The organism is Streptomyces paludis (assembly GCF_003344965.1).
Lineage (GTDB): Bacteria > Actinomycetota > Actinomycetes > Streptomycetales > Streptomycetaceae > Streptomyces > Streptomyces paludis.
On the sequence record NZ_CP031194.1, the window covers coordinates 4,885,556 to 4,906,900 of the forward strand.

24 protein-coding genes are annotated in these 21,345 nt (G+C 71.3%); 11 read left to right on the top strand and 13 right to left on the bottom strand.

What is annotated here, in order from left to right; all coding sequences use genetic code 11:
* Window positions 1-72 precede the first annotated feature (72 nt).
* Window positions 73-953, top strand: a protein-coding gene (locus DVK44_RS21625; RefSeq protein ID WP_114658164.1) for an IS5 family transposase whose coding sequence is annotated in 2 segments (ribosomal slippage) — window positions 73-433 and window positions 433-953 — 882 coding nt in all. Because the reading frame shifts where the segments join, the coding sequence is not laid out codon by codon here.
* 248 nt (window positions 954-1,201) lie between these two features.
* On the opposite strand, the gene DVK44_RS21635 is transcribed toward DVK44_RS21625, so the two are convergent.
* The 7 genes from DVK44_RS21635 to DVK44_RS21665 form a co-directional block, all read right to left on the bottom strand.
* Window positions 1,202-1,399: an FxLD family lanthipeptide gene (locus tag DVK44_RS21635; protein WP_114665339.1), complete on the bottom strand. Its 198-nt coding sequence runs from the start codon at window positions 1,397-1,399 to the stop codon at window positions 1,202-1,204.
* A 57-nt stretch (window positions 1,400-1,456) separates the two neighbouring features.
* Entirely contained in the window at window positions 1,457-2,695 is a 1,239-nt protein-coding gene (gene fxlM / locus DVK44_RS21640; protein WP_114661149.1) for a methyltransferase, FxLD system, read from the bottom strand.
* Window positions 2,696-2,859: 164 nt separating this feature from the next.
* A complete protein-coding gene (locus tag DVK44_RS21645) occupies window positions 2,860-3,711 on the bottom strand; it encodes a helix-turn-helix domain-containing protein (RefSeq protein WP_114661150.1) in 852 nt (283 codons plus the stop codon).
* 28 nt (window positions 3,712-3,739) lie between these two features.
* Window positions 3,740-4,264: a DUF6879 family protein gene (locus DVK44_RS21650; RefSeq protein ID WP_114661151.1), complete on the bottom strand. Its 525-nt coding sequence runs from the start codon at window positions 4,262-4,264 to the stop codon at window positions 3,740-3,742.
* A complete protein-coding gene (locus DVK44_RS37815) occupies window positions 4,233-4,469 on the bottom strand; it encodes a DUF397 domain-containing protein (protein WP_331461652.1) in 237 nt (78 codons plus the stop codon). Before DVK44_RS37815 ends, DVK44_RS21650 begins: the two co-directional genes overlap by 32 nt.
* A 34-nt stretch (window positions 4,470-4,503) precedes the next feature.
* On the bottom strand, window positions 4,504-4,701 hold the full coding sequence (locus DVK44_RS21660) for a DUF397 domain-containing protein (RefSeq protein ID WP_114661153.1): 198 nt from the start codon (window positions 4,699-4,701) through the stop codon (window positions 4,504-4,506).
* A gap of 5 nt (window positions 4,702-4,706) precedes the next feature.
* Window positions 4,707-5,588, bottom strand: a complete 882-nt coding sequence (locus DVK44_RS21665; protein ID WP_228447305.1) for a helix-turn-helix domain-containing protein — start codon at window positions 5,586-5,588, stop codon at window positions 4,707-4,709.
* 218 nt (window positions 5,589-5,806) lie between these two features.
* On the opposite strand from DVK44_RS21665, the gene DVK44_RS21670 reads away from it, so the two are divergent.
* From DVK44_RS21670 to DVK44_RS21680, 3 genes are all read left to right on the top strand, one after another.
* Window positions 5,807-6,262, top strand: a complete 456-nt coding sequence (locus DVK44_RS21670) for an ATP-binding protein (protein WP_114661155.1) — start codon at window positions 5,807-5,809, stop codon at window positions 6,260-6,262.
* Window positions 6,263-6,270: 8 nt separating this feature from the next.
* Entirely contained in the window at window positions 6,271-6,513 is a 243-nt protein-coding gene (locus DVK44_RS21675) for a hypothetical protein (protein WP_162793993.1), read from the top strand.
* A 1,105-nt stretch (window positions 6,514-7,618) separates the two neighbouring features.
* On the top strand, window positions 7,619-8,149 hold the full coding sequence (locus DVK44_RS21680; protein WP_114661157.1) for an SMI1/KNR4 family protein: 531 nt from the start codon (window positions 7,619-7,621) through the stop codon (window positions 8,147-8,149).
* A gap of 31 nt (window positions 8,150-8,180) precedes the next feature.
* Here DVK44_RS21680 and DVK44_RS21685 read toward each other — a convergent pair whose 3' ends face one another.
* Entirely contained in the window at window positions 8,181-8,669 is a 489-nt protein-coding gene (locus DVK44_RS21685) for a carboxymuconolactone decarboxylase family protein (protein WP_114661158.1), read from the bottom strand.
* A 47-nt stretch (window positions 8,670-8,716) separates the two neighbouring features.
* On the opposite strand from DVK44_RS21685, the gene pdxR reads away from it, so the two are divergent.
* Window positions 8,717-10,246, top strand: a complete 1,530-nt coding sequence (gene pdxR / locus DVK44_RS21690; RefSeq protein ID WP_114661159.1) for a MocR-like pyridoxine biosynthesis transcription factor PdxR — start codon at window positions 8,717-8,719, stop codon at window positions 10,244-10,246.
* A 109-nt stretch (window positions 10,247-10,355) separates the two neighbouring features.
* Entirely contained in the window at window positions 10,356-10,745 is a 390-nt protein-coding gene (locus DVK44_RS21695) for a VOC family protein (protein ID WP_114661160.1), read from the top strand.
* A 44-nt stretch (window positions 10,746-10,789) separates the two neighbouring features.
* On the opposite strand, the gene DVK44_RS21700 is transcribed toward DVK44_RS21695, so the two are convergent.
* Together DVK44_RS21700 and rocD are read right to left on the bottom strand one after the other, a co-directional pair.
* The gene (locus DVK44_RS21700) at window positions 10,790-11,647 is read right to left on the bottom strand and encodes a DMT family protein (protein ID WP_114661161.1); all 858 of its coding nucleotides are present in this window, start codon (window positions 11,645-11,647) and stop codon (window positions 10,790-10,792) included.
* Between the two features lie 105 nt (window positions 11,648-11,752).
* Window positions 11,753-12,991 (bottom strand): ornithine--oxo-acid transaminase, encoded by a 1,239-nt coding sequence (rocD, locus tag DVK44_RS21705; protein WP_114665340.1) that lies wholly within the window; start codon window positions 12,989-12,991, stop codon window positions 11,753-11,755.
* A gap of 174 nt (window positions 12,992-13,165) precedes the next feature.
* Between rocD and trpS the strand changes: the two genes are divergently transcribed.
* Window positions 13,166-14,179, top strand: coding sequence for a tryptophan--tRNA ligase (trpS, locus tag DVK44_RS21710; RefSeq protein ID WP_114665341.1), 1,014 nt, complete (start codon window positions 13,166-13,168; stop codon window positions 14,177-14,179).
* Between the two features lie 111 nt (window positions 14,180-14,290).
* Entirely contained in the window at window positions 14,291-14,878 is a 588-nt protein-coding gene (locus tag DVK44_RS21715) for a 2'-5' RNA ligase family protein (protein ID WP_114661162.1), read from the top strand.
* Window positions 14,879-14,912: 34 nt separating this feature from the next.
* Here DVK44_RS21715 and DVK44_RS21720 read toward each other — a convergent pair whose 3' ends face one another.
* Together DVK44_RS21720 and DVK44_RS21725 are read right to left on the bottom strand one after the other, a co-directional pair.
* Window positions 14,913-15,698 (bottom strand): decaprenylphospho-beta-D-erythro-pentofuranosid-2-ulose 2-reductase, encoded by a 786-nt coding sequence (locus DVK44_RS21720; RefSeq protein WP_114665342.1) that lies wholly within the window; start codon window positions 15,696-15,698, stop codon window positions 14,913-14,915.
* Window positions 15,699-15,796: 98 nt separating this feature from the next.
* Window positions 15,797-17,239: an FAD-binding oxidoreductase gene (locus DVK44_RS21725; RefSeq protein ID WP_114661163.1), complete on the bottom strand. Its 1,443-nt coding sequence runs from the start codon at window positions 17,237-17,239 to the stop codon at window positions 15,797-15,799.
* A gap of 145 nt (window positions 17,240-17,384) precedes the next feature.
* On the opposite strand from DVK44_RS21725, the gene DVK44_RS21730 reads away from it, so the two are divergent.
* The gene (locus DVK44_RS21730) at window positions 17,385-18,323 is read left to right on the top strand and encodes a YihY/virulence factor BrkB family protein (RefSeq protein WP_114661164.1); all 939 of its coding nucleotides are present in this window, start codon (window positions 17,385-17,387) and stop codon (window positions 18,321-18,323) included.
* Here DVK44_RS21730 and DVK44_RS21735 read toward each other — a convergent pair.
* Entirely contained in the window at window positions 18,271-19,566 is a 1,296-nt protein-coding gene (locus DVK44_RS21735; protein WP_331461618.1) for a D-alanyl-D-alanine carboxypeptidase family protein, read from the bottom strand. The two genes, DVK44_RS21730 and DVK44_RS21735, sit on opposite strands and share 53 nt — an antisense overlap.
* A 94-nt stretch (window positions 19,567-19,660) precedes the next feature.
* On the opposite strand from DVK44_RS21735, the gene DVK44_RS37265 reads away from it, so the two are divergent.
* Both DVK44_RS37265 and DVK44_RS21740 read left to right on the top strand, forming a co-directional pair.
* Window positions 19,661-19,918 carry an SCO4848 family membrane protein gene (locus tag DVK44_RS37265; RefSeq protein ID WP_228447307.1) on the top strand — a complete coding sequence of 86 codons (258 nt, stop codon included), beginning with the start codon at window positions 19,661-19,663 and terminating at the stop codon, window positions 19,916-19,918.
* Window positions 19,915-21,324 (top strand): metallophosphoesterase, encoded by a 1,410-nt coding sequence (locus tag DVK44_RS21740; RefSeq protein ID WP_228447308.1) that lies wholly within the window; start codon window positions 19,915-19,917, stop codon window positions 21,322-21,324. The genes DVK44_RS37265 and DVK44_RS21740 overlap by 4 nt, the downstream gene beginning before the upstream one ends.
* Window positions 21,325-21,345 lie beyond the last annotated feature (21 nt).

The window sequence follows — 21,345 nt, forward strand, 5'->3', positions numbered from 1 at the left end:
CGGCGTTTGAGGGGGCTAGGTCCTGTCCGGCGGATCATGTGACCTTCTGACCGGTCGCTCGTTGGTTCGGGTATGGGTCGGGGGGATTTGATGAACCGCGAGTGGTCGTTGCTGGAGCCGCATCTGCCATCTCTGGGTGGCCGGGGCGGCCGGTGGAACGACCACCGCACCGTGGTCAACGGGATCCTCTTCCGGGTCCGGACCGGTGTCCCGTGGCGTGACCTGCCGGAACGCTATGGCTCGTGGAAGACCGTCTATGAACGGCATCGCCGCTGGTCGGCGGACGGTACCTGGGACCGGATCCTGCACGCGGTCCAGGCCGACGCCGACCTGGCCGGGCGGATCGACTGGTCGATGATCGGCATCGACTCGACGTCCTGCCGGGCCCATCAGCACGCGGCCGGCGCCCGCAAGGCCCGTCCGCGGATCCCGAAAAAAGGACGACGCCCCGGCACCACCGCCCCGACGAGGGACTCGGACGGTCCCGGGGCGGCCTGACCTGCAAGATCCACCTCGCCGGCGAAGGCGGTTGCCGCCCCATGGCCCTCCTGCTCACGCCGGGTCAGTGGGGCGACGCCCCGCAGATGGTCGAGGTCCTGGACCGAATCCGGGTCCCCCGGCCACGGGGCGGACGCCCCCGAACCAGGCCCGACCACGTCAGCGGCGACAAGGCATACAGCTCCCGCCGAAACCGCCGCTACCTGCGAAGACGCCACATCCGGCACACGATCCCGGAACCGAAGGACCAGCGGGCCAACCGCCAACGCAGAGGCAGCAGCGGTGGCAGACCCGCCGGCTTCGACCGCGACCGCTACCGGCGCCGCAACGAGGTCGAGCGGACCATCAACCGGCTCAAGAACTCCCGCGCGGTCGCCACTCGTTACGACAAGCGGGCCTACGTCTTCCACGGCACCGTCACCGCCGCCGCGATCCGACTCTGGCTCCGCCAGTGATCCGCCGGACAGGACCTAGGGCCTGTCCGACAAATCCCGCCTGGCTCGCGACGCCTGGCACGCACGCTCGCCGCGTTGTCGGGATCACCCCAGTACGTCCAGTACTGGGGCGACCCTCCGCCTTGCGATCGCACGCACCAGACACCGCGAGCCCCGCCCTACGGGCGGACGGCGCTATTTGCCGGACAGGCCCTAGGCCGCTGCCGGTGGGCCGGGCGGATCACACCCGGCCCACGGCGAAGGAGCCGTCAGGCCGGATCCTCGATGAACGAGCTGCATGCGGAGGCACCGTTCGCGCACGTCTGGCCGCAGCCGTCATTCGTGGCGCACATGAGCTTCCCGATCGGGTGGACGGCAACGACGATCTTGATGTCGAGCGGTGCGAAGTCGTCGTCCTGAGCGGCGCCGTCCGGCCGCGCGGCCAGTGCGGTAGGACCGTCGATCATGGCGTTCACTCTCTTCCCGGTCTGGTGGAGCGGTGCATGACGACCTGACTCCGACGGCTATGCCGGGGGCCAGGAGAGCGAGATCCGGCTGTGGACCTTGTCGATGACCCGGCCACCGACGACCCGGCCACCCGCAATCAGGTCGTCGGGAGTGCCTGCCGGATAGACCCGGACGACGGGGCCGGGGCCGCCGCGGTGCTCGCGGTTCCAGTCGCGCAGGTGTCCGGCGACCTTGCCGGCAAGGGATCCGGCATCGGAACCAAGGGCATGCACAGCGAACTCGACGTGCTTGTCATCCTCGGTGCGGCGGGTGGTGAGGTACGCGAAGCTGCCGCCCTCCACGGCAGCGAGGGCGAAACTTCTGTTGGCCGGGGCAACGATGCCGGTGTCCAGGTCGGGGTCGACGGCCATGATGCAGAACCCGGGCAGTGCGATCGCCAGGTGCATCTGGAGCGTGTCCAGGAGCTCGCTGATACCGAGCGTGATGCCCGTCCAGAGCTCGACCCTGGGCGTACGGACCGCGTTGTCCAGGAGGCCAGGGTTTTCGGGCAGTCCGTCGTCGAACCGGAGGCCAATCTCCGGGGTGCCGGTGACGAGCAGCAGTTCCTCTTGATGAGCGGAAGCGCCCTGCATGGGCACGAAGCCGCACACCTTCGAGGACTCACTCTCCAAGTGGCCGTCAACCAGCGTGAAACCGAGGGCCCGGGTCAGGCCGCGTACCCGCAGTGGCACCACGAGGCGCCCGCCCGGTTTGAGCTGCTGGGTCCAGGCCGGCGGGATGTCCCAGGCCCCGGCGGTCACCAGGACGGCATCGACCTTTCCCACCCCGGGAATCGGCTCCGCGGCGTCCGCGGTGACCACACGCACGTGGCCGTAGCCGTTGCCGGCCAGGAGGCGTGCAGCCCGGGCGGTGACTTCCGGGTCGATGTCGACCGTGGTCACAGCGCCGTCCGGTCCCACGAGTTCCGCCAGATAGGCGGCATTGAGCCCGCCGGAGCCGATCTCCAGCACATGGTCTCCGCGCTGGACCCTGGCCTGCTCCAGCATCATCGCCTGGATCTGCGGCGCGGATACCGAACTGAGCTGTACGCCGTGCCTGTCCACCTTCGTGACGAAGGCCGAGTAGACCTGGTAGGCCTCGTCCAGAGTGGCCCCCGGAGTGAACAGGTGGCGCGGGACCGTACGCATCACGGCTTCGATCCGGGGCGAGACGATCGTGCCGGCCGCGCGCAGTTCGTCAACAGCCTTGTCGCGCAGGGCGGTGGCGGCGTCTGAGTCGACGGTCGCATCGGTCACAGGGCTTCCTTCGTGTCGTGCGTGCTGATGAGGGGCCGGGCGCAGCGGCGCGAGACGGGAACGGCCACCGATCCGGCGGACGTTCCCGGCGAGACCACGCTAGGAACGATGGCCCTTCAGCACCAAGCGAGTCCTACGAAGTTGCACGCGAGTCTTCACGGTCCTCACGTCAGCGAGTCGGCGGCGGACGTGATCAGGCCACGGGCCTCGGCACCGTAGACGGCCATCTCCCGCAGCTCTGCGAAGGCCCTCATGTACAGCGCGACCTCACTGGGCGCGGTGACCGTGATCTGAGCGGACAGCAATTCCACATGAACCCGCTGCTCGTCAAAGACATTGAACGCTTCAAGCGTCCAGATGCCCCGCTCTCGCGCGGAGAGAGGGATGACGCCCAGGGAGACCGATGCCAGCGACATCACCGACAGCAGGTGCCCGAGCTGGCCGCCCATGGTCCGCACGTCCCCGATTTGGTAGCGCAGCACGGACTCCTCCACGACCAGAACGAATCGACGGTCGCCCCTGTGGAGAACCCTGGACCGGTTCATACGCGCGGCGACCGCCTCGGCGGTGTCGTCCGGTGCGCCGTGAAACCGTCCGACGGCCGACAACAGGGCGGAAGCGTAGGCGGGCGTCTGGAGCAGCCCGGGTACCACATGCGAGGCGTACCCCCGGAAATGCCGGGTCCGTTCGTACAGCGGCACTCGGGACTCTTGCAGTCGGCGCAGCCCCGTGCGCTGGAGTCGCTGCCACGCCACATACATGGAGTCGGCGGTGCGGGATGCCGCGATGATGTCGGCAGCCTGGTCGGCGACGCCGCAAACCTCGCACCATGTACGGATGTCGCTGTCCGACGGCGGAGTGGCCGCGCTCTCCAGACGTGACGTCTTGGACTTGTGCCAGCCGCAGCGAGAAGCCAGCTCATGGCCCTTCAGCCCGGCATCCAAGCGCAGCTCACGCAGCCTCGCCGCGACAGCCTTGCGGGCAGTCTCGACGTTGGACGACGGGTAGGCGGACACAGGCCGGCGATTGCGGGGGATGTACGCGTCAGACTTCGAAATCCTCGTGTGGCGTGGACAGTTCCCATACCGACTCGAAGGCCGCGGAGCATTGCTTGATCACGGCCGGATCCTCACACAGTTCGTGTCCGGCCGAAGAGCCGTCGCCGCCGAAGTGGCCGAAGCGAATCAGCCGGTTGTCGAAGAGCCACAGATCGTTTCCGGGAAGGACAAGAGCCGACGCGAGCCGACGGGGCAGCCACCGGACTTTCTCGCCCGCCGCCACATTGAGATACGTACCGGCATGCTCGTACCGTATGTACTCGCTCACCGGTACGGACACCACACGTGCCCTGCGGATCTCCACACCCCGCCGGACCGCGCCTTGTACGAGGTCGAGCCACGGGCGCCGTCCTTCCACGGAAGCCGGCGTGATCCGTCCGTACTTCTGCCACTCCGCGAAGTCCTCGGCCTCCGACGCGACGCCGTAGACATCACGCATCTCCAGATGCACGGCGGACCGATGACAATCGGAGATCAGGTCAGAGAACTTTGGCACGCTGCTCTGCGGCATCGCAGGCCTTCCTCACGAGTGGCGACTCGGATTCCTGTGGGTCCGTTGGTGTGCCAACCGCGTTGCGGAAGGTGGTCCAGGTGGTGGGGGTGAGGCGGAGTATGGGGCCGGTGGGGTGTTTGGAGTCGCGTATGGCGACGGTGTCGGGGGCGTTGGTGGCCACCTCGACGCATTCGCCGCCCGCGGCGCTGTAGGAGGACTTCACGAAGGTGAAGGGGCGCCCTTGCTCGGGGGACAACTCAGTGTCCTCGTGCGTCCGCCGGTGCGCTGACCGCGTTGCGGAAGGTGGTCCAGGTGGTGGGGGTGAGGCGGAGTATGGGGCCGGTGGGGTGTTTGGAGTCGCGTATGGCGACGGCGTCGGGGGCGTTGGTGGCCACCTCGACGCATTCGCCGTTGCCGATGCTGTGGCTGGACTTCGTGAATTCGTAGGGGAACATCTGAACTAAAGCTCCTTGAGCGCGCGCCTGATGAGCGACTGAGAGTCGGTCGGCGGCAAGGAGTTCCGCACGACGTGCTCGAAGATGGTCGTGTGGCGGGCCGCGTCCTGTTCGCTCTCCACCCACAGGCTAGACGCAGGGGTGTCCAGGTAGACCACGTCCAACGCGCCAGGTTCGGCGAACGACAGGATGTTGAAGGCGCCTCCCAGGCCCGCGTGTGCGCCGGAGGTGAACGGAAGTATCTGGACCTTGATGTTCGGGCGCTCGGTGAGCTTGAGCAGGTGGGTGAGCTGCGCGCGCATTGTGCTGGGGCCGCCCACCTGCTGATGCAGGACACCTTCCGCGATCACGGCCCACAGCTGGAGCGGGTTCGCGCCGTCGAGCCGCTGCTGGCGGGCGAGGCGTGCTTGCACGACGCGCTCCACCTCGTCCGGCCCTGACCACGCTTCGCAGCCGACCGCCAGGGCGCGTGCGTGGTCGGCGGTCTGGAGCAGTCCGGGGACGACGTTGAGCTGCTGAGTGCGCACCTGCGCGGCGACATCTTCCAGCGCCGCGTACTCGACCTGGGTGCCCAACTCCGGGAACTGCTTCCACCAGCCTTTGGCCTTGCGCCGGTCCCGGTCCGCCTTGGCGAGCGCGAGGAGGCTCGCGACCGTCTTCGGGTCCCTGGTCTCGTACAGCTCGCACAGTGCCTTGATGTCCAGGTCGCGCACCGGCACCCAGCCCCGTTCCACCTTGGCGACCTTCGCGACGGATACGCCGAGTGCCTCGGCCGCGTGCGGCTGCTTGAGGCCAACGGCCTCGCGCAGACGCAGCAGTTCGCTGCCCAACCTCCGGGCGAGGACGGTGGAGACCGAGGTTCCTCGGCTGGTCCGACTCTCTGGCACTGGCTCTCTCTCCTCCGTGATGTGGCCCCAGTCTGCAACCGATGGAGGGTCGGGAACAAGCGCGTTCGAGTAGATGTTTCCCGCAGTCGGGGTTGCTGGCGTCATGCCAGCTGCTCTACCGTCGGTGACGAACCGCTCACACGGTGGTGCCGCCCGGCGGAGGAAGCCGGCGGCCGCCCCCGTACGGGCACACCCACCGCACAAGGAGGTGCGCGTCCATGACCGCAGACCAAGAGGTCCCCGGACCGCAGGAGTTCGTCCCGGTGGCGCCGGTCGTCCTCTTCGAGGACTGCCTGAGCTACGCCCCCGTCACCGGCAGCGTGACGCTCGCGCGGCGGCGGGCCGGGCAGGTGGTCGCCGAGTGGGGGCGGCCCGAACTCGCCTGGTCGGCGGCCCTGTTGGTCAGCGAGCTGGCCACCAACGCGCTGCTGCACGGCTGTCTGCGTGGGCGGCTTTTTCAGGTGCGCGTCACTCTTCGTACGGACGTCCTCCGGATCGAGGTCAGTGACGCACGTGAGGAGCGGCTGCCGGTTCCGCGTGTCGCGGGTGACGGGGACTGCTTCGGCCGGGGGCTGGTCATCGTCCGGGAGCTGGCCGACCGGTGGGGTGTTGGGCCACGTACGGTCGGGAAGACCGTGTTCGCCGAGATCGGCCTTGAGCTGCCGGAACGGTGACCGTCACCATGGACGAGCGGACCTTCTGGGGCATGGTTGCCCTCGCGATCAGCTTCACCACGCTGGTGCTCGGCGTGCTCTACGCGGCCGGAGCAAGGGGAGACGAGGGCGCGCCACCGCCACCACCTCTGTGGGTGGAGCCCGAGGAGACGTACTCCTACACCTGCCACTGCCACCGCAACCCCGTCCACATCACCATCCCCAGCCGCCAGGTCCCCCGCATACTCGGACGCGGGCGCTGGCTGCCGTAGCTCTGGGGGCGGTTGTGCGTGACTTCGTGGGGGTTTGCACGGCTGGCCGATACCGGTGCCCTGTGGGGTTGTCGGGTGCGGGTCAGTACCAAGGGGTAGAGCGGGATGTACGGTGGCGAGGTGCTGGACGCTTGGTGCGGGGTGGGCCGCCCCTCCTCCTGTCAGTGTCGCGCCTCCAGGGGAGGTGTAAAGGGCGCTCCTTCGTCGCGTCGGCTGCGCCGATTGCGCTTCGCTTCACCCTTGACACCTCCCCTTCCGGCGCGTGTACGGGAGAGGGGGGGCGGCCGGGGGGAGGGGGCCCAAGGGGTCCGCTGTCCTGCCGGTCGGTTCAGGGTCCGGCGGGCGGGTGGGCCCTGCGGGGCTACGCGGCAGAGGAGTGGGGTGACTCGGCCCCGTCTCGGCGGCTGACGGTCCGCTGTGTGCTGAGACTCAAGCCCCGCTGGTCACCGTCGCGTTGTGCTGCCCGGAAGGTGGGCGGGTTCTGCTGCCCGGCCGGGTCTGCGGGCCGGACACCTCCAGCAATCTGCCCGATATGGGGCGTTTTGGCGGGCGGTTGGGGGGCTCTTTGGGCGGCACATGTGTCCTCAGGTGTATTAGCGGCACTCCGGGACGCATGGACTGCCTTCGGGGGCCCACTTGTTGTCACTCACGTCCCAGCGACCCCACAACCCACACCCGGTGACCAGCCGGGCATGTGTCCCGGCCAACGGGCGGCCGTCAGCCGCTGAGACGAGCCGGGCAGCCCCATTCCTCTGCCGCGTGCCCCGCAGGGCCCACCGGGCCGCCAGCCCCTGAGCCGAGTCGCAGTGCGGCGCCACCCCTTGGGCCCCCTCCCCCCGGCCGCCCCCCCTCTTCCGTACACGCGCCGGAAGGGGAGGTGTCAAGGGTGGGCGCAGCCCATCGCGCAGCGACGCGACGGAGGAGCGCCCTTTACTCCTTCCCTGGAGGCGCGACACTGGCAGGAGGAGGGGCGGCCCACCCCGCACCAGGCGCCCAGCACCTCGCTCCCGTACACCCCGGTCTACCCCTTGGTACTGACCCGCAGGGCCCCACCGGACCGTCGGACCCTGAACCGACCCAGCACCCCACGATTACGGTGTGATCCATGAGCATCGACGTATCGCCCGATGACCGCCGATTTCCGCCCGCGCTTGTCGCCATGTCCGAGGTTGAGTTCGACTACGACGACGGGCACGGCATCGACTACGAGCCCTTCGCCGCTTTCCGTACCGCTGAGGACACCACCGACTGGATACGGGCCTGGACCGGGAACCCCCTGCTGAGCGGTGATGCCTTTCGGCCGTTCGGGCAGGACGGGACCGGGGGTTACGCGGCGTTGTGGCTGGTCAGGGCGGGGCGGGGGCTGGTGGAGCAGCCTGTGGTTTTTCTGGGGTCGGAGGGCGACGTCGGTGTCGTCGCCCGCGACCTGGACAGCTTCCTGTGGTTGCTGGCCGACGGCCTCGGTCCCTGCGAGGCCGTGGAGCAGCGCGGCGGGGACGCCCGGCCCGTGCCGCGGCTGCTTGCCCTGGCCGAGCGGTTCGCGGTGGGGCCGCGGCGGTCGGCCAGGGAGGTCATGGAGGAGGCGGCGCGGGAGTTTCCCCGGTTCGAGGAGGAGATCCTCGCGTTGTGCCGCTGACCGCCGGCGGGCCCAGGGGCGGTTACCGGCGTCAGTGGTTGAACGTGCCTGCCTCGTAGGCGCCCGGGACCATGCGCGTGGTCACCGCGAAGCGGTTCCACGCGTTGATCACGTTAATCGCGGCGATCAGCCGGGCCAGTTCGGTCTCGTCGAAGACCTTGGCGGCCCGCCCGTAGACCTCGTCCGGGACGAAACCGTCCGTCAGGACCGTGACCGCCTCGGTCAGTTCGATCGCCGCGATCTCCCGCTCCGTGTAGAAGTGCCGGGACTCCTCCCAGGCGCTGAGCTGCACGATGCGCTGTACGGTCTCGCCCGCCGCCAGGGCGTCCTTCGTGTGCATGTCGAGGCAGTACGCGCAGTGGTTGAGCTGCGAGGCGCGGATCTTGACCAGTTCCAGCAGCACCGGATCGACGCCCTCGCGGGCCGCCCGGTCGAGCTGGACCATCGCCTTGTAGACCGCGGGGGAGGACTTCGTCCACTCCAGGCGGGGGGTGTGCGGAGCTGCGTATTCGTTCGTCATACGTACGACGGTACGCCGCCAGTGGCACAGGGGTATGGTCCACTTCCGTGACGGAATCCTGGGCCAATACGCGCATCGGCGGGGTCGATCTCCACCTGGATCTGCGAGGCCCGGGGGCGGTCTCCGGGCTGCGGGCCGGGCTCATGGACGCGTTGCGCGAGGCCGTGCGCGGCGGGCGGCTCGCGCCGGGGACGCGGCTGCCGTCGTCCCGTACCCTCGCCGCTGACCTGGGCGTGGCCCGTAACACCGTCGCCGACGCGTACGGCGCGCTCGTCGCCGAGGGCTGGCTCACCGCGCGGCAGGGCTCCGGGACCCGGGTCGCCGCGCGGGCCGTGCCGGCGCGGCCCGCGCCCCGGCGGGGCACGGCAGGGGCGGCAGGGGCGCCGGTGAGCGCCGCCGCGCCGCATCCGGCCGCCGCCGACCGGCCCGCGTACAGCCTGCTGCCCGGCTTCCCGGACCTCTCCGCGTTCCCGCGCGCGGCCTGGGTCAAGGCCACCCGCCGCGCGCTGAGCGTCGCGCCGTACGAAGCCTTCGCCTGCGCTTACGACGAGACGCGCGGCCGGATCGAGCTGCGTACCGCGCTGGCCGGCTATCTGGCGCGGACGCGCGGCGTGGACGCGTCGCCGGAGCGGATCGTGGTCTGCTCCGGCTCGGCCCACGGGCTGATGCTGCTGGGGAAGGTGCTCAGGGCGCGCCGCGTGCGCGGGGTGGCCGTCGACGCGTACGGGCTGCCCGCGCACCGCGACCTGCTGGCCGCCGCGGGGCTGCGCACCCCCGCGCTGCCGCTCGACGCGCGCGGCAGCCGCACGGAGGTACTGGCGGACCTGGCCGGGGCGCCGGCCGGAGTCGGGGCCGTCCTGCTCACGCCCGCCCACCAGTTCCCCACCGGCGGCGCCCTCCACCCCGAGCGGCGCGCCGCCGCGGTCGACTGGGCACGCGCGGCCGGCGGGCTGATCCTGGAGGACGACTACGACGGCGAGTTCCGCTACGACGGACAGTCCGTCGGCGCGCTCCAGGGGCTCGACCCCGAGCGGGTGGTGTTCATGGGTACGGCGAGCAAGTCCCTGGCCCCCGGGCTGCGGCTCGCCTGGATGGTGCTGCCGCGCGGGCTGGTGGCGGAGGTGGCGGCGGCGAAGGGCCAGGTGGACTGGGCGTCGAGCACGCTGGAGCAGCTGACGCTGGCGGAGTTCATCGCCTCGGGCGCGTACGACCGCCATATCCGCGCCATGCGCGCCCGCTACCGGCGCCGCCGCAACCAACTGGTCGACGCGCTCGCGGAGTTGGCCCCGGACATCCGTGTCACCGGTATCGCGGCCGGTCTGCACGCCGTCGTCCGGCTGCCGCCCGGGACCGAGCGGGAGACGCTCGCGGTGGCCCGGCGGCGGGGGCTCAGGCTGGAGGGGCTGTCCGGCTTCCGGCACCCGGCCGACCCGTCGCCGCCGTACGACGCGCTGGTGGTGGGGTACGGGACGCCGTCCGACAGCGCGTGGACGGGCGCGCTGGACGCGCTGCGGCGCGTACTGCCGTCGCGGCCATCGCACCCGTCACTGCCACCGCCGCTGCCGTCGTCGTCGTGACAGCGCGCGCCGGTCCGTTTTAGGATCTTCAGTACGGCATCGCGTGTCGGTCACCGTCCGGGTGAGGCATGGAGGTGCCCGTGAGTCTGCCTTTCGGAGGCATTCCACCGTGTCTGTTCAGTTGAATCACACCATCGTCCACGCCAGGGACAACCGGGAATCCGCGGATTTCCTGGCGCACATCATGGACCTCGAAGCCGGTGAGCAAGCGGGTCCGTTCATCCCCGTCGAGCTGAGCAACGGGGTCACCCTCGACTACGCGACCATCCCCGCCGAGTCGATCACCATGCAGCACTACGCCTTCCTGGTCACCGAGGCGGAGTTCGACGGGATCTTCCAGCGGATCCAGGACGCCGGGATCGGCTTCTGGGCCGATCCGCACCAGAAGCACCCCGGCGAGATCAACCACAACGACGGCGGCCGGGGAATCTACTTCCTCGACCCGGCGGGCCACGCCCTGGAGGCGATCACCCGGCCGTACGGCGGCTTCCCGAGCTAGCCCGCTCTGTTCTGCCCTGCACTGCCCGGGCCGGGGGCATTCCGTTACGGCGCGCCCCCGGCCGTCTTCCCTGGCGTGTCCCCGGCCGCCTCCCCGGCTGTCGGCGGTTCGCCGAACCGCGCCAGCGCCAGCGCCCCGGCCACCGCGACCGCGAAGCCCGCCACCGCCAGCCACTCCAGGCCGTCGCGCGTACGGTCACCCAGCCAGACCACGCCGACCAGCGCCGGGCCGATCGTCTCGCCGAGGACCATGCCCGCCGTCGCCGTCGTGACCGAGCCCCGCTGGAGCGCCGAGGTCAGCAGCAGGAACGCCGCGCCCCCGCCCAGCAGCAGCGCGTAGAGCGCCGGATTGGCCGGATCCGGCCCGTCGATGAGCCGGACCGAGACCTCCACGACCCCGAAGCCGAACCCGGACCCCAGGCCCAGCACCAGCGCGCGCGGCCGGTCGGGGAGCCGGCCCGCCGCCGCACCGGCCAGCAGCACCGCGCCCGCCACCGCCAGCATCACCCAGCCCAGCGCCGCCGGCCCCGCGCGGTGGCCCTCCGGCCCCGACGCCAGCCCCAGCAGCGCGAGCCCTCCGCACACCACCGCCACCGCGCCCCACTCGGCGCCGCTGAGCCGCACCGCCAGCAGCCGCGCCGCCACCACCGCCGTCACCGCCAGACTCGCCGCCAGCGCCGCGCCCACCGCGTAGATCGGCAGCGAGCGCAGCGCGACGATCTGGAGGGCGAACCCCAGCCCGTCCAGCGCCAGCCCGGCCCCGTACCGCCACTGCCGCAGCGCGCGCAGCAACAGCGCCGGATCCACCCCGGACCCCGTCCCCGGCTCGGCGGTGCGGGTGGCGACGGCCTGGAGGACGGAGGCGGTGCCGAAACAGACCGCGGCGCCAAGTGCGCAGATCATCCCAAGAAGCACAAAGGGACTGTAGGCCCTGCCCGGCCGCCCCGGGACCCCTGCCCCGGGACCCCCGCACCGACCAGGGGCCCCATACCCGACCCAGGAACCCGCTCAGTCCGCCAGTACCGCCCGCAGCTGCTCCAGCCCCCAGTCCAGGTCCCCCTTGCTGATCACCAGCGGCGGCGCGATCCGGATCGTGGCGCCGTGGGTGTCCTTCACCAGCACCCCCCGCTCCATCAGCCGCTCCGAGATCTCCCGGCCCGTGCCCCGCGACGGCGCGATGTCCACGCCCGCCCACAGACCGCGCCCCCGCACCTCCTCGACGGCGCCCGTCTCCCGGAGCCGGCCCAGCTCGCGGTGGAGATGGTCGCCCAGCTCGGCGGCGCGCCGCTGGAACTCGCCCGTCCGCAGCATCGCCAGCACCTCCAGCGCCACCGCGCAGGCCAGCGGATTGCCGCCGAAGGTCGAGCCGTGCTCGCCCGGGCGGAACACGCCGAGGACGGCCGCCGAGGAGACCACCGCCGAGACCGGCACCACCCCGCCGCCCAGCGCCTTCCCGAGGACGTACATGTCCGGGACGACGTCCTCGTGCTCGCAGGCGAACGTCTTCCCCGTACGGCCCAGGCCCGACTGGATCTCGTCCGCCACGAAGAGCACGTTCCGCTCGCGGGTCAGCCGCCGTACCCCGGCCAGATAGCCGGCCGGCGGGACCCGTACCCCGGCCTCGCCCTGGACCGGCTCCAGCAGCACGGCCACGGCGTTCTCCGTCAGCGCCGCGTCCAGGGCCGTGAGGTCGCCGTACGGCACGATCTCGAAGCCGGGGGTGTACGGGCCGAAGTCCGCCCGTGCCTCCGGGTCCGTCGCGAAGCTGACGATCGTCGTCGTACGGCCGTGGAAGTTGTCCGCCGCGACCACGATCTTTGCCATGCCGTCCGGCACGCCCTTGACCCGGTAACCCCACTTCCTGGCCGTCTTGACGGCCGTCTCCACCGCCTCCGCGCCCGTGTTCATCGGCAGGACCATCTCCATGCCGCACAGCTCGGCCAGCCGCGCGCAGAACTCGGCGAACCGGTCGTGGTGGAACGCGCGGGAGGTGAGCGTCACCCGGTCCAGCTGGGCCTTCGCCGCGTCGATCAGCCGCCGGTTGCCATGGCCGAAATTGAGCGCCGAATACCCGGCGAGCAGATCGAGGAAACGGCGCCCCTCGATATCGGTCATCCACGCGCCTTCGGCGGAGGCGACGACGACGGGGAGCGGGTGGTAGTTGTGCGCGCTGTGGGCCTCCACCGCGGCGATGGCGCGTGCGGTGGCCGCCGGAGGCGGCGCGGCCGGTGTTCGCGGGGGTGCCACCGGTTCCACGGGATCTCCGTTCGATTGGGCCCATAAGGGCTATGTGATGATCTATCCGCTGATTTATTACCTTCCTTATGTGATTCCCCCGTTTTCCGGCGTCGTATCCTCGCCCTGTCCCCGTACGGGAGCGACGTCACGGACCTGTCAGTCGCACCTGAGAGAATGGTGAACATGGCCTCTGCTCTTCCCCGCGCGCTCTCCGGGATCCAGCCCACCGCAGGCTCGTTCCACCTCGGGAACTACCTCGGTGCGGTGCGCCAGTACGTGGCGCTCCAGGAGACCCACGACGCCTTCTACATGGTCGTGGACCTGCACGCGATCACCGTTCCGCAGGACCCCGCCGAGCTGCGCGCCAACACGCGGCTCGCCGTGGCGCAGCTGCTCGCCGCCGGGCTCGACCCGCACCGCTGCACGCTGTTCGTGCAGAGCCATGTGCCCGAGCACGCCCAGCTCGGCTGGGTCATGAACTGCATCACGGGCTTCGGTGAGGCGTCCCGGATGACGCAGTTCAAGGACAAGTCCGCCAAGCAGGGCACGGACCGCGCCACGGTCGGGCTGTTCACGTACCCGATCCTCCAGGTCGCGGACATCCTGCTCTACCAGGCCGACGCCGTCCCGGTCGGTGAGGACCAGCGCCAGCACATCGAGCTGACCCGCGATCTCGCCGAGCGCTTCAACGGCCGCTTCGGGGAGACGTTCACGGTCCCGGCGCCGTACATCGTCAAGGAGGTCGCGAAGATCTACGACCTCCAGGACCCGGCGAGCAAGATGAGCAAGTCGGCGTCCACGCCCAAGGGCCTGATCAATCTGCTGGACGAGCCGAAGGTCACCGCGAAGAAGATCAAGAGCGCGGTCACCGACACCGGCACGGAGATCCGCTTCGACGCGGCGGAGAAGCCCGGCGTCTCCAACCTCCTTACCATCCTCTCCACCCTCTCGGGGACCTCCATCCCCGATCTGGAACGTGGGTACGAGGGCAAGGGCTACGGTGCCCTGAAGACGGACCTGGCCGAGGTGATGGTCGACTTCGTCACCCCGTTCAGGACGCGTACGCAGGAGTATCTGGACGACCCGGAGACCCTGGACGCGCTCCTGGCCGCGGGGGCGGAGAAGGCCCGCGCCGTCGCCGCCGAGACGCTCGCCCAGACCTACGACCGGATCGGCTTCCTGCCCGCCAAACACTGAGACCGCGCCCGGCCGCACCACCCAGGCCCGGCCGGCCGGTCACACCCCCCCCGCCAACCAATCCACCCGACCCGGACACAACCCGGACACACGGACTACTGAGGAGCAGATGTGGGGACCGTAACGCTTGGCGTTTCGATCGCGGTCCCGGAGCCGTACGGCAGCCTCATCCAGGAGCGGCGTGCGGGCTTCGGCGATCCCGCCGCGCACAGCATCCCCACCCATGTCACGCTGCTGCCGCCCACCGAGGTCGACGCGTCGGCCCTGCCCGCGATCGAGGCGCATCTCGCCACGGTCGCCGCGGCGGGCCGGCCGTTCCCGATGCGCCTCTCCGGCACCGGTACGTTCCGCCCGCTCTCGCCGGTGGTCTACATCCAGGTCGTGGAGGGCACCTCGGCCTGCGCCTGGCTCCAGCAGCGGGTCCGGGACGCGTCGGGGCCGCTCGTACGGGACTTGCAGTTTCCGTACCACCCGCATGTGACCGTCGCGCACGGCATCGCCGAGGAGGCGATGGACCGGGCGTACGAGGAGCTGTCGGAGTACGCGGCGGAGTGGAGCTGCGCCTCCTTCGCGCTGTACCAGCAGGGCACGGACGGTGTGTGGCGCAAGCTGCACGAGTACGCGTTCGGCGGCGGCGGGGAGACCACATCGCTGCCCTCCCAGTCCACCCCGGCCGACCGGCCCTCGGTGCACCCCTGAGAGACCGCAACTGCCGGTCCGAGGCTACGGAACCTCAGACCGGCAGTCTGCGGAAGAGCGGGCGCGGCAGATGCCGCAGCCCCGCCATCACCACCCGCAGCGCCCCCGGCACCCACACCGTCTCCGAGCGCCGCCGCAGCCCCAGCTCGATGGCGACCGCCACGGCCTCCGGCGTCGTGACCGAGACCGCGACCGGCGCCGTCTCCGGGCGGCCCGCCGTCCGCCGCGTCCGTACGAAACCCGGCCGTACGACCATGACATGCACCCCCGTGCCGTGCATCGCGTCCCCGAGGCCCTGGGTGAACGCGTCGAGGCCCGCCTTGCTCGATCCGTAGATGAAGTCCGCGCGCCGCGCCCGTTCGCCCGCCACCGACGAGAGCACCACCAGCGAGCCGTGCCCCTGCGACTGGAGCGCGCCCGCGCACACCAGGCCCGCCGAGACCGCGCCGGTGTAGTTCGTCTGCGCCACCCGTACGGCCGCGAGCGGCTCCGCCTCGTCGTGCGCCTGGTCGCCGAGGATGCCGAAGGCGACGAGCACGAGGTCGATGTCGCCCTCCGCGAAGACCTTCCCGAGCACCTCCTCGTGCGTGCCGGGGTCCAGGGCGTCGAACGCGACCGTACGGACGTCCACGCGGTCCTGGCCGGCCGGGCCCAGCGCCCGCAGCCGCTCGGCGGCGGTCTCCAGGGCGGGCGAGGGGCGTCCGGCCAGCCAGACCGTACGGGTGCGGCGGGCGATCAGCCGGCGCGCGGTGGCCAGCCCGATCTCCGACGTCCCGCCGAGGATCAGCAGGGACTGCGGGGTGCCGAAGGCGTCCTTCACGTACATCGCTCCTTGGGTGAGTGGCGGTAAAGGGAGTGGCGGTAAGGCGGCAGGGAGGTAGGCGGTAGGGCGGTACAGCGGTAACGCGGAGGCGGGCACTACAGGCGCAGCCGCCGCGACAGGTCCGACGTGAACACCGACCGCGGATCCAGCTCGGCCCGCAGCGCCCGGAACTCCGCCAGCCGCGGATACATCGCGGCCAGCCGCTCCGGCCTGATCCGGGCGTCCTGCGCCAGACAGACCCGGCCCCCGTCCGCCACGACCTCCTCGTCCAGCGCGTCGAGCAGCGGCCCCAGGCTGCCCGGGTCGGCCGGCAGCTCGACCGTCAGCGACCAGCCGGGCGCCGGGAAGGACAGCCACCCCGACCCGGCCGCGCCGAAGCGGGTGAGCGCGGCGGGGAAGGACGGACAGCCGTGCCGCGCGAGGCGCTCCACGATCCGGCGCAGGGTCTCCTCCCGGCCGTATCCGACGGTGAAGCGGTAGCGGACGAAGCCGCCGCGCCCCGGCCCCGGCAGCCGGTGCCAGGGCACCGCGTCCCCGGGCGGCCGGCCGAACACCGGGAGGCGCCGCAGCTCACCGCTGCGCAGCCGGGGCGCCGTCCGGTACCAGACGCCGTTGAGCAGCCCGGCCGCCGCCCGCCCCGGCAGTCCCGGCGGCGGTACGAGCGCGGAGAGGCCGTCCCGGGGCCCCGGCCGGAAGAGCAGCGGGCGCCGCCGGGCGCGCGCGGGCAGGGCGCTGAGCGGCGCGTGCTCCCCGCGTACGAGGACCGCGCGCCCCAGCTCCGCCCCGCGCGCCAGCGGATCCAGCCAGGCGACCGCGTAGCCGCGCGGCTGCTCCGGGCCGGGGTCGGACTCGGGCGCCGCCGGGTACGGGCGCGGGTCCGCCGCCGCCAGTCGCGCGAACAGGTCGTCGAGATCCGTCGCCCGCTCCGTGTCGACGATCATCAGCGAGGTCGCCACGCGCCGCAGCCGCAGTGTCGCCGAGAGGATCACCCCGGTCAGCCCGAGACCGCCCGCCGTCGCGTCGAAGAGCGGGGTGCCGGGCAGCGCCGTCCGCCGCTCGCCGTCCGCCGTGAGCAGCTCCAGCGCCGACACATGGGCGGAGAACGACCCCGCCGCCGGATGGTTCGCGCCCTCGACGTCCGCGCCGATCGCGCCGCCGACCGTCACCCCGTACCCCCCGGTCACCGGGGTCACCGGCAGGCACCAGCCCAGCGGCAGCAGCACCTCCAGCAGCCGGCGCAGACTCAGCCCGGCCTCGCACACCACGACGCCCGTGGTGACGTCGAGCGCGCGGATTCGGTCGAGCCCCGTCATGTCGAGGACCGCGCCACCGGCGTTCTGTGCCGCGTCGCCGCAGCTCCGGCCGAGCCCGCGGGCGATGAGGCCACGCTCCCCGCCGGCCCGGACGGCCGCGGCGGCCTCGTCGGGGGAGCGGGGGCGCAGCAGCAGGGCGGTCGTGGGGGAGGTGCGCCCCAGGCCCGTGAGGGAGACGACGGAGTCCTCGTCGTAATAGCCGTGCTCGGCGGTGTCGACTGACATGGAGGTGACCGTATCGCCCCCATACCTCAATCTTTGTAATCTTTGTCGCCTTTGTTGCGCTGCTTGGATGAACGCGCGGGAACGGGTGAGGCGGCTCACGCATGTTCGGCCGTGGCCGGGCGGGGCCGCCGGGTAGATCTTCGCCATGGACTGGCTGAGAAAACTCCCCGTCATCGGCCCGCTCGTGGCCAGGCTGATGCGGACGCACGCCTGGCAGGCGTACGAGCGGCTCGACCGGGTCCACTGGTCGCGGCTCGCCGCCGCGATCACCTTCCTCAGCTTTCTCTCGCTCTTCCCGCTCATCACGGTCGCCGCCGCCGTCGGGGCCGCGCTGCTCAGCAAGGACCAGCTCGACCGGGCGCAGCACAGCATCGAGAAGCAGGTCCCCGGTATCTCCGACCAGCTCGATCTCAACTCCCTCGTCACCAACGCCGGCACCATCGGGGTGGTCGCCGGGGCGGTGCTGCTCTTCACCGGGATCGGCTGGATCGGCTCGATGCGCGAGTGTCTGCGGGCCGTCTGGGAACTGGACGACGGGGAACAGGGCAACCCGATCGTCCTCAAGGGCAAGGACGGCCTGGTCCTCATCGGCCTCGGTGCCGTCGGGCTCGCCTCACTGGCCGCCTCGGGGCTCGGCTCCACGGCCGTCGGCTGGACCGCCGAGCGGCTCGGCATCGAGGGGGGCGGCGCGGGCGGCGTACTCCTGCGGATCGCGGCGCTCGTGGTGGCGGTCGGCGCGGACTTCCTGCTGCTCCTGTACGTGCTGACGCTGCTGCCGCGCGTCCACCCGCCGCGCCGCCGGCTGATGGTCGCCGCGCTGATCGGGGCTGTCGGCTTCGAGGCGCTGAAGCTGCTGCTCGGCGGCTATATGAAGGGCGTGGCGGGCAAGAGCATGTACGGCGCGTTCGGGGTGCCGGTGGCGCTGCTGCTGTGGATCAACTTCACGGCGAAGCTGCTGCTGTTCTGCGCGGCCTGGACGGCGACGCGGAAGGCGGCGGCTTCGGCCGAGGAGACCGAAGCCACCGACGACGTCACGGACGCGCGCGGCGACGGACCAGGTCGGGCAGCGGCCAGCGCCGGTTGACCAGGAACACCGCACCCGCCAGCGCGATCAGCACCCCGCCCGCCACCGCCAGCGCGATCCCCACCCCGCTCGATCCGCCGCTGTTCGCGGTCGCGACCGCCTCGGCGGGCGCGGTGGCCGGCGCCGACTCGTCGCTCACCGGCGTGGGGCTCGGCGAACCGGCGTCCGACACGGCGTTCTTCGGCGGCACCAGCTCACCGACCGGCTTGACCTTCCCGACCGCCGCGAAGCCCCAGTCCAGCAGCCGCGCCGTCTCCTGGTACACCGCGTGCGGCTCGGTGGAGGACGGATTCATCACGGTGACCAGCAGCTTCTTGCCGTTCCGCTCAGCGACGCCGGTGAACGTCGTACCGGCGTGGGTGGTGCTGCCGTTCTTCACGCCCGCGATGCCCTGGTACTGCGCGACCCCGTTGGCGCCCGTCAGCAGCCGGTTGGTGTTCTGGATCTCGAAGGTCTCGCGCTTCTTGCCCTTCTTCTTCTCGCCGGGGAACTTGGCCGTCGCCGTCGCCGCGTACTCCCGGAAGTCCTTCTTCTGGAGCCCCGAGCGGGCGAAGAGGGTGAGGTCGTACGCGCTGGAGACCTGGCCCTTCTCGTCGTACCCGTCCGGCGAGACCACATGGGTGTCCAGCGCCTGGAGGTTCTCGGCGTGCTTCTGCATGTCGCGGACGGTCTTGTCGATGCCGCCGTTCATCGCGGAGAGCACATGCACGGCGTCGTTCCCGGACTTGAGGAACACGCCCAGCCACAGATCGTTGACCGTGTAGGTGAGGTTCTCCTTGACGCCCACGAGGCTGCTGCCCGCGCCCATGCCCTGGAGATCGGCCGGCGCCACCTTGTACGACTCGGTCTTGGGCATCCGGGGCAGCAGCGTGTCCGCGAAGAGCATCTTGAGCGTGGACGCGGGGGGCAGCCGCCAGTGGGCGTTGTGGGAGGCCAGCACATCGCCGTGCTCCGCGTCCGCGACGATCCACGACCGCCCGCTGAGCTTCTTGGGCAGCACCGGCACGCCCGCCGCCATGTTCACCTGCGTACCCGCGAGCCCCAGTTTCTCTCCGCCGAGTGTGGACATCGAGGCGGGCGGCTTCGGCTGCTTCGTGTCGGCGCCGTCGGCCCTGGCGTACAGCGGTACGGAGGCGGCCGGGGCGGCCGGCGCGGCCGGGAGGGCCGCGGCGGGCACGGCGGTCAGAGCGGGCAGCAGCGCGGCGGCGAGGACCGTCAGGACGGTCTTATTCAGAGCGGGCACGACCGTGAAGGTACAGGGCGCGCCAGACGGCGACGACGGCCGGTCCGCGGGACCCCGCCGCCGCTGTTCGAGAGGCCCCGGCGATACTGACGGTATGAAGCTCAGCCGCCCCGTGTCCTGGTTCCTGCTGGCCTTTGGCCTCTGGTCTTGGGGCATCTGGGTCACCTTCGTCAAGAACTTGTGGCAGGACGGCAGCGGACTCGCCTTCGACGACGCCGGAGATCCGACGGCGTACTTCTGGGTGCATCTGACCCTCGCCATCGTGTCCTTTCTTCTGGGGACGGCCATCGGCGTCATCGGGTTCCGGGGCGTACGCGCGCTCCGCGAACACAATAAAGATCAACAGGATTGAGGGACTTGCTCGTGGTGGTCGTCGTCGTTCTGCTGGCACTCGCGGTGGTCGCGCTGCTGACCGTGGCGCACTGGTATCTGTGGCGGCGCCTCGTACGCGACACCACGGCGCCGGGGGGCCTCGCCCGTAAGGCGGGGACGGTCGCCGCGGTGGTGCTGCCTTTACTGTCCGTCCTGGCGCTCACCGCGCGTGGCTGGGCGCCCTTCTGGTTGCAGCAGATAGTGGCCTGGCCGGGGTATCTGTGGCTGGCGGTGCTGCTGTATCTGCTGCTGGCACTGCTGGTCGGGGAGGCCGTACGGCCCCTGTTCAGGATGTTGCCGCAGCGGCGGCCGAAGGGCGAGCCGGACGGGGCGACGGAGTCTGTACGGGCCGATGAGCGCGCCCCGGTGACCACTCCCGAGGGGCCTTCGGAGGCAGCGGCAGCGGCGGAGGCGGAGGCGGAAGCCGGAGCAGCGGCCACGTCCGCGCCGACGTCTTCGGAGCCGGCGCCCGCGACGTCTCCGGAGCCGGCGCCCGCGACCGCCTCGGCCTCCGCCCCCGTCACACCGAAGTCCGCGCCGTCCTCCGCGTCCGTACTCGCGCCCTCCCGGCGGCTCTTCGTCTCCCGCGTCGTCGGCGGCGCCGCCGCGACCGCCGCGCTCGCCACGGTCGGCTACGGCACGTACGGCGTGCTGCGCGGCCCCCGCGTCAAGCGCGTCACGGTGCCGCTCGCCAAGCTGGCGCGCGCCGCGCACGGGTTCCGTATCGCCGTCGTCAGCGACATCCACCTCGGCCCGGTCCTGGGCCGCGCCCACTCCCAGCGCATCGTCGACGCGATCAACTCGACCCAGCCCGACCTGATCGCGGTCGTCGGGGACATGGTCGACGGCAGCGTCAAGGACCTGGGGCCGGCCGCCGAGCCGCTCGCCGGGCTCGAAGCGAAGCACGGGGCGTTCTTCGTCACCGGCAACCACGAGTACATCTCCGGCGCGGCCGAATGGGTCGACCACGTCCGCGAACTGGGGCTGCGGCCCCTGGAGAACGAACGCGTCGAGCTCGACGGCTTCGACCTCGCCGGGGTCAACGACATCGCGGGCGAGAGCGAGGGCCTCGGGCCCGACTTCGGCAAGGCCCTCGGCGACCGCGACACAACCAGGGCGTCCGTGCTCCTCGCCCACCAGCCCGTCGTCATCCACGACGCCGTACGCCACGGCGTCGACCTCCAGCTCTCCGGCCACACCCACGGCGGCCAGCTCTGGCCCGGCAGCCTCCTCGCCGGACTCGCCAACCCCACCGTCGCGGGTCTGGAGCGGTACGAGGACACCCAGCTCTACGTCTCGCGCGGGGCCGGTGCCTGGGGGCCGCCCGTACGTGTCGGCGCGCCGTCGGACATCACCCTCGTACAACTGGCCTCGCGCCAGGCTTGAGCCCGCGCGCCCGAGCCGACG

Excerpts from the sequence above, each read along its gene's own strand:
- DVK44_RS21675 (WP_162793993.1), top strand. The coding sequence starts at position 6,271 with ATGGACGAGCGGACCTTCTGGGGCATGGTTGCCCTCGCGATCAGCTTC.
- DVK44_RS21635 (WP_114665339.1), bottom strand. The coding sequence starts at position 1,399 with ATGATCGACGGTCCTACCGCACTGGCCGCGCGGCCGGACGGCGCCGCT.
- DVK44_RS21725 (WP_114661163.1), bottom strand. The coding sequence starts at position 17,239 with ATGTCAGTCGACACCGCCGAGCACGGCTATTACGACGAGGACTCCGTC.
- DVK44_RS21670 (WP_114661155.1), top strand. The coding sequence starts at position 5,807 with ATGACCGCAGACCAAGAGGTCCCCGGACCGCAGGAGTTCGTCCCGGTG.
- DVK44_RS21730 (WP_114661164.1), top strand. The coding sequence starts at position 17,385 with ATGGACTGGCTGAGAAAACTCCCCGTCATCGGCCCGCTCGTGGCCAGG.
- DVK44_RS21680 (WP_114661157.1), top strand. The coding sequence starts at position 7,619 with ATGAGCATCGACGTATCGCCCGATGACCGCCGATTTCCGCCCGCGCTT.
- DVK44_RS21700 (WP_114661161.1), bottom strand. The coding sequence starts at position 11,647 with ATGATCTGCGCACTTGGCGCCGCGGTCTGTTTCGGCACCGCCTCCGTC.
- trpS (WP_114665341.1), top strand. The coding sequence starts at position 13,166 with ATGGCCTCTGCTCTTCCCCGCGCGCTCTCCGGGATCCAGCCCACCGCA.
- DVK44_RS21660 (WP_114661153.1), bottom strand. The coding sequence starts at position 4,701 with ATGTTCCCCTACGAATTCACGAAGTCCAGCCACAGCATCGGCAACGGC.
- DVK44_RS21685 (WP_114661158.1), bottom strand. The coding sequence starts at position 8,669 with ATGACGAACGAATACGCAGCTCCGCACACCCCCCGCCTGGAGTGGACG.
- DVK44_RS21650 (WP_114661151.1), bottom strand. The coding sequence starts at position 4,264 with ATGCCGCAGAGCAGCGTGCCAAAGTTCTCTGACCTGATCTCCGATTGT.
- DVK44_RS37265 (WP_228447307.1), top strand. The coding sequence starts at position 19,661 with ATGAAGCTCAGCCGCCCCGTGTCCTGGTTCCTGCTGGCCTTTGGCCTC.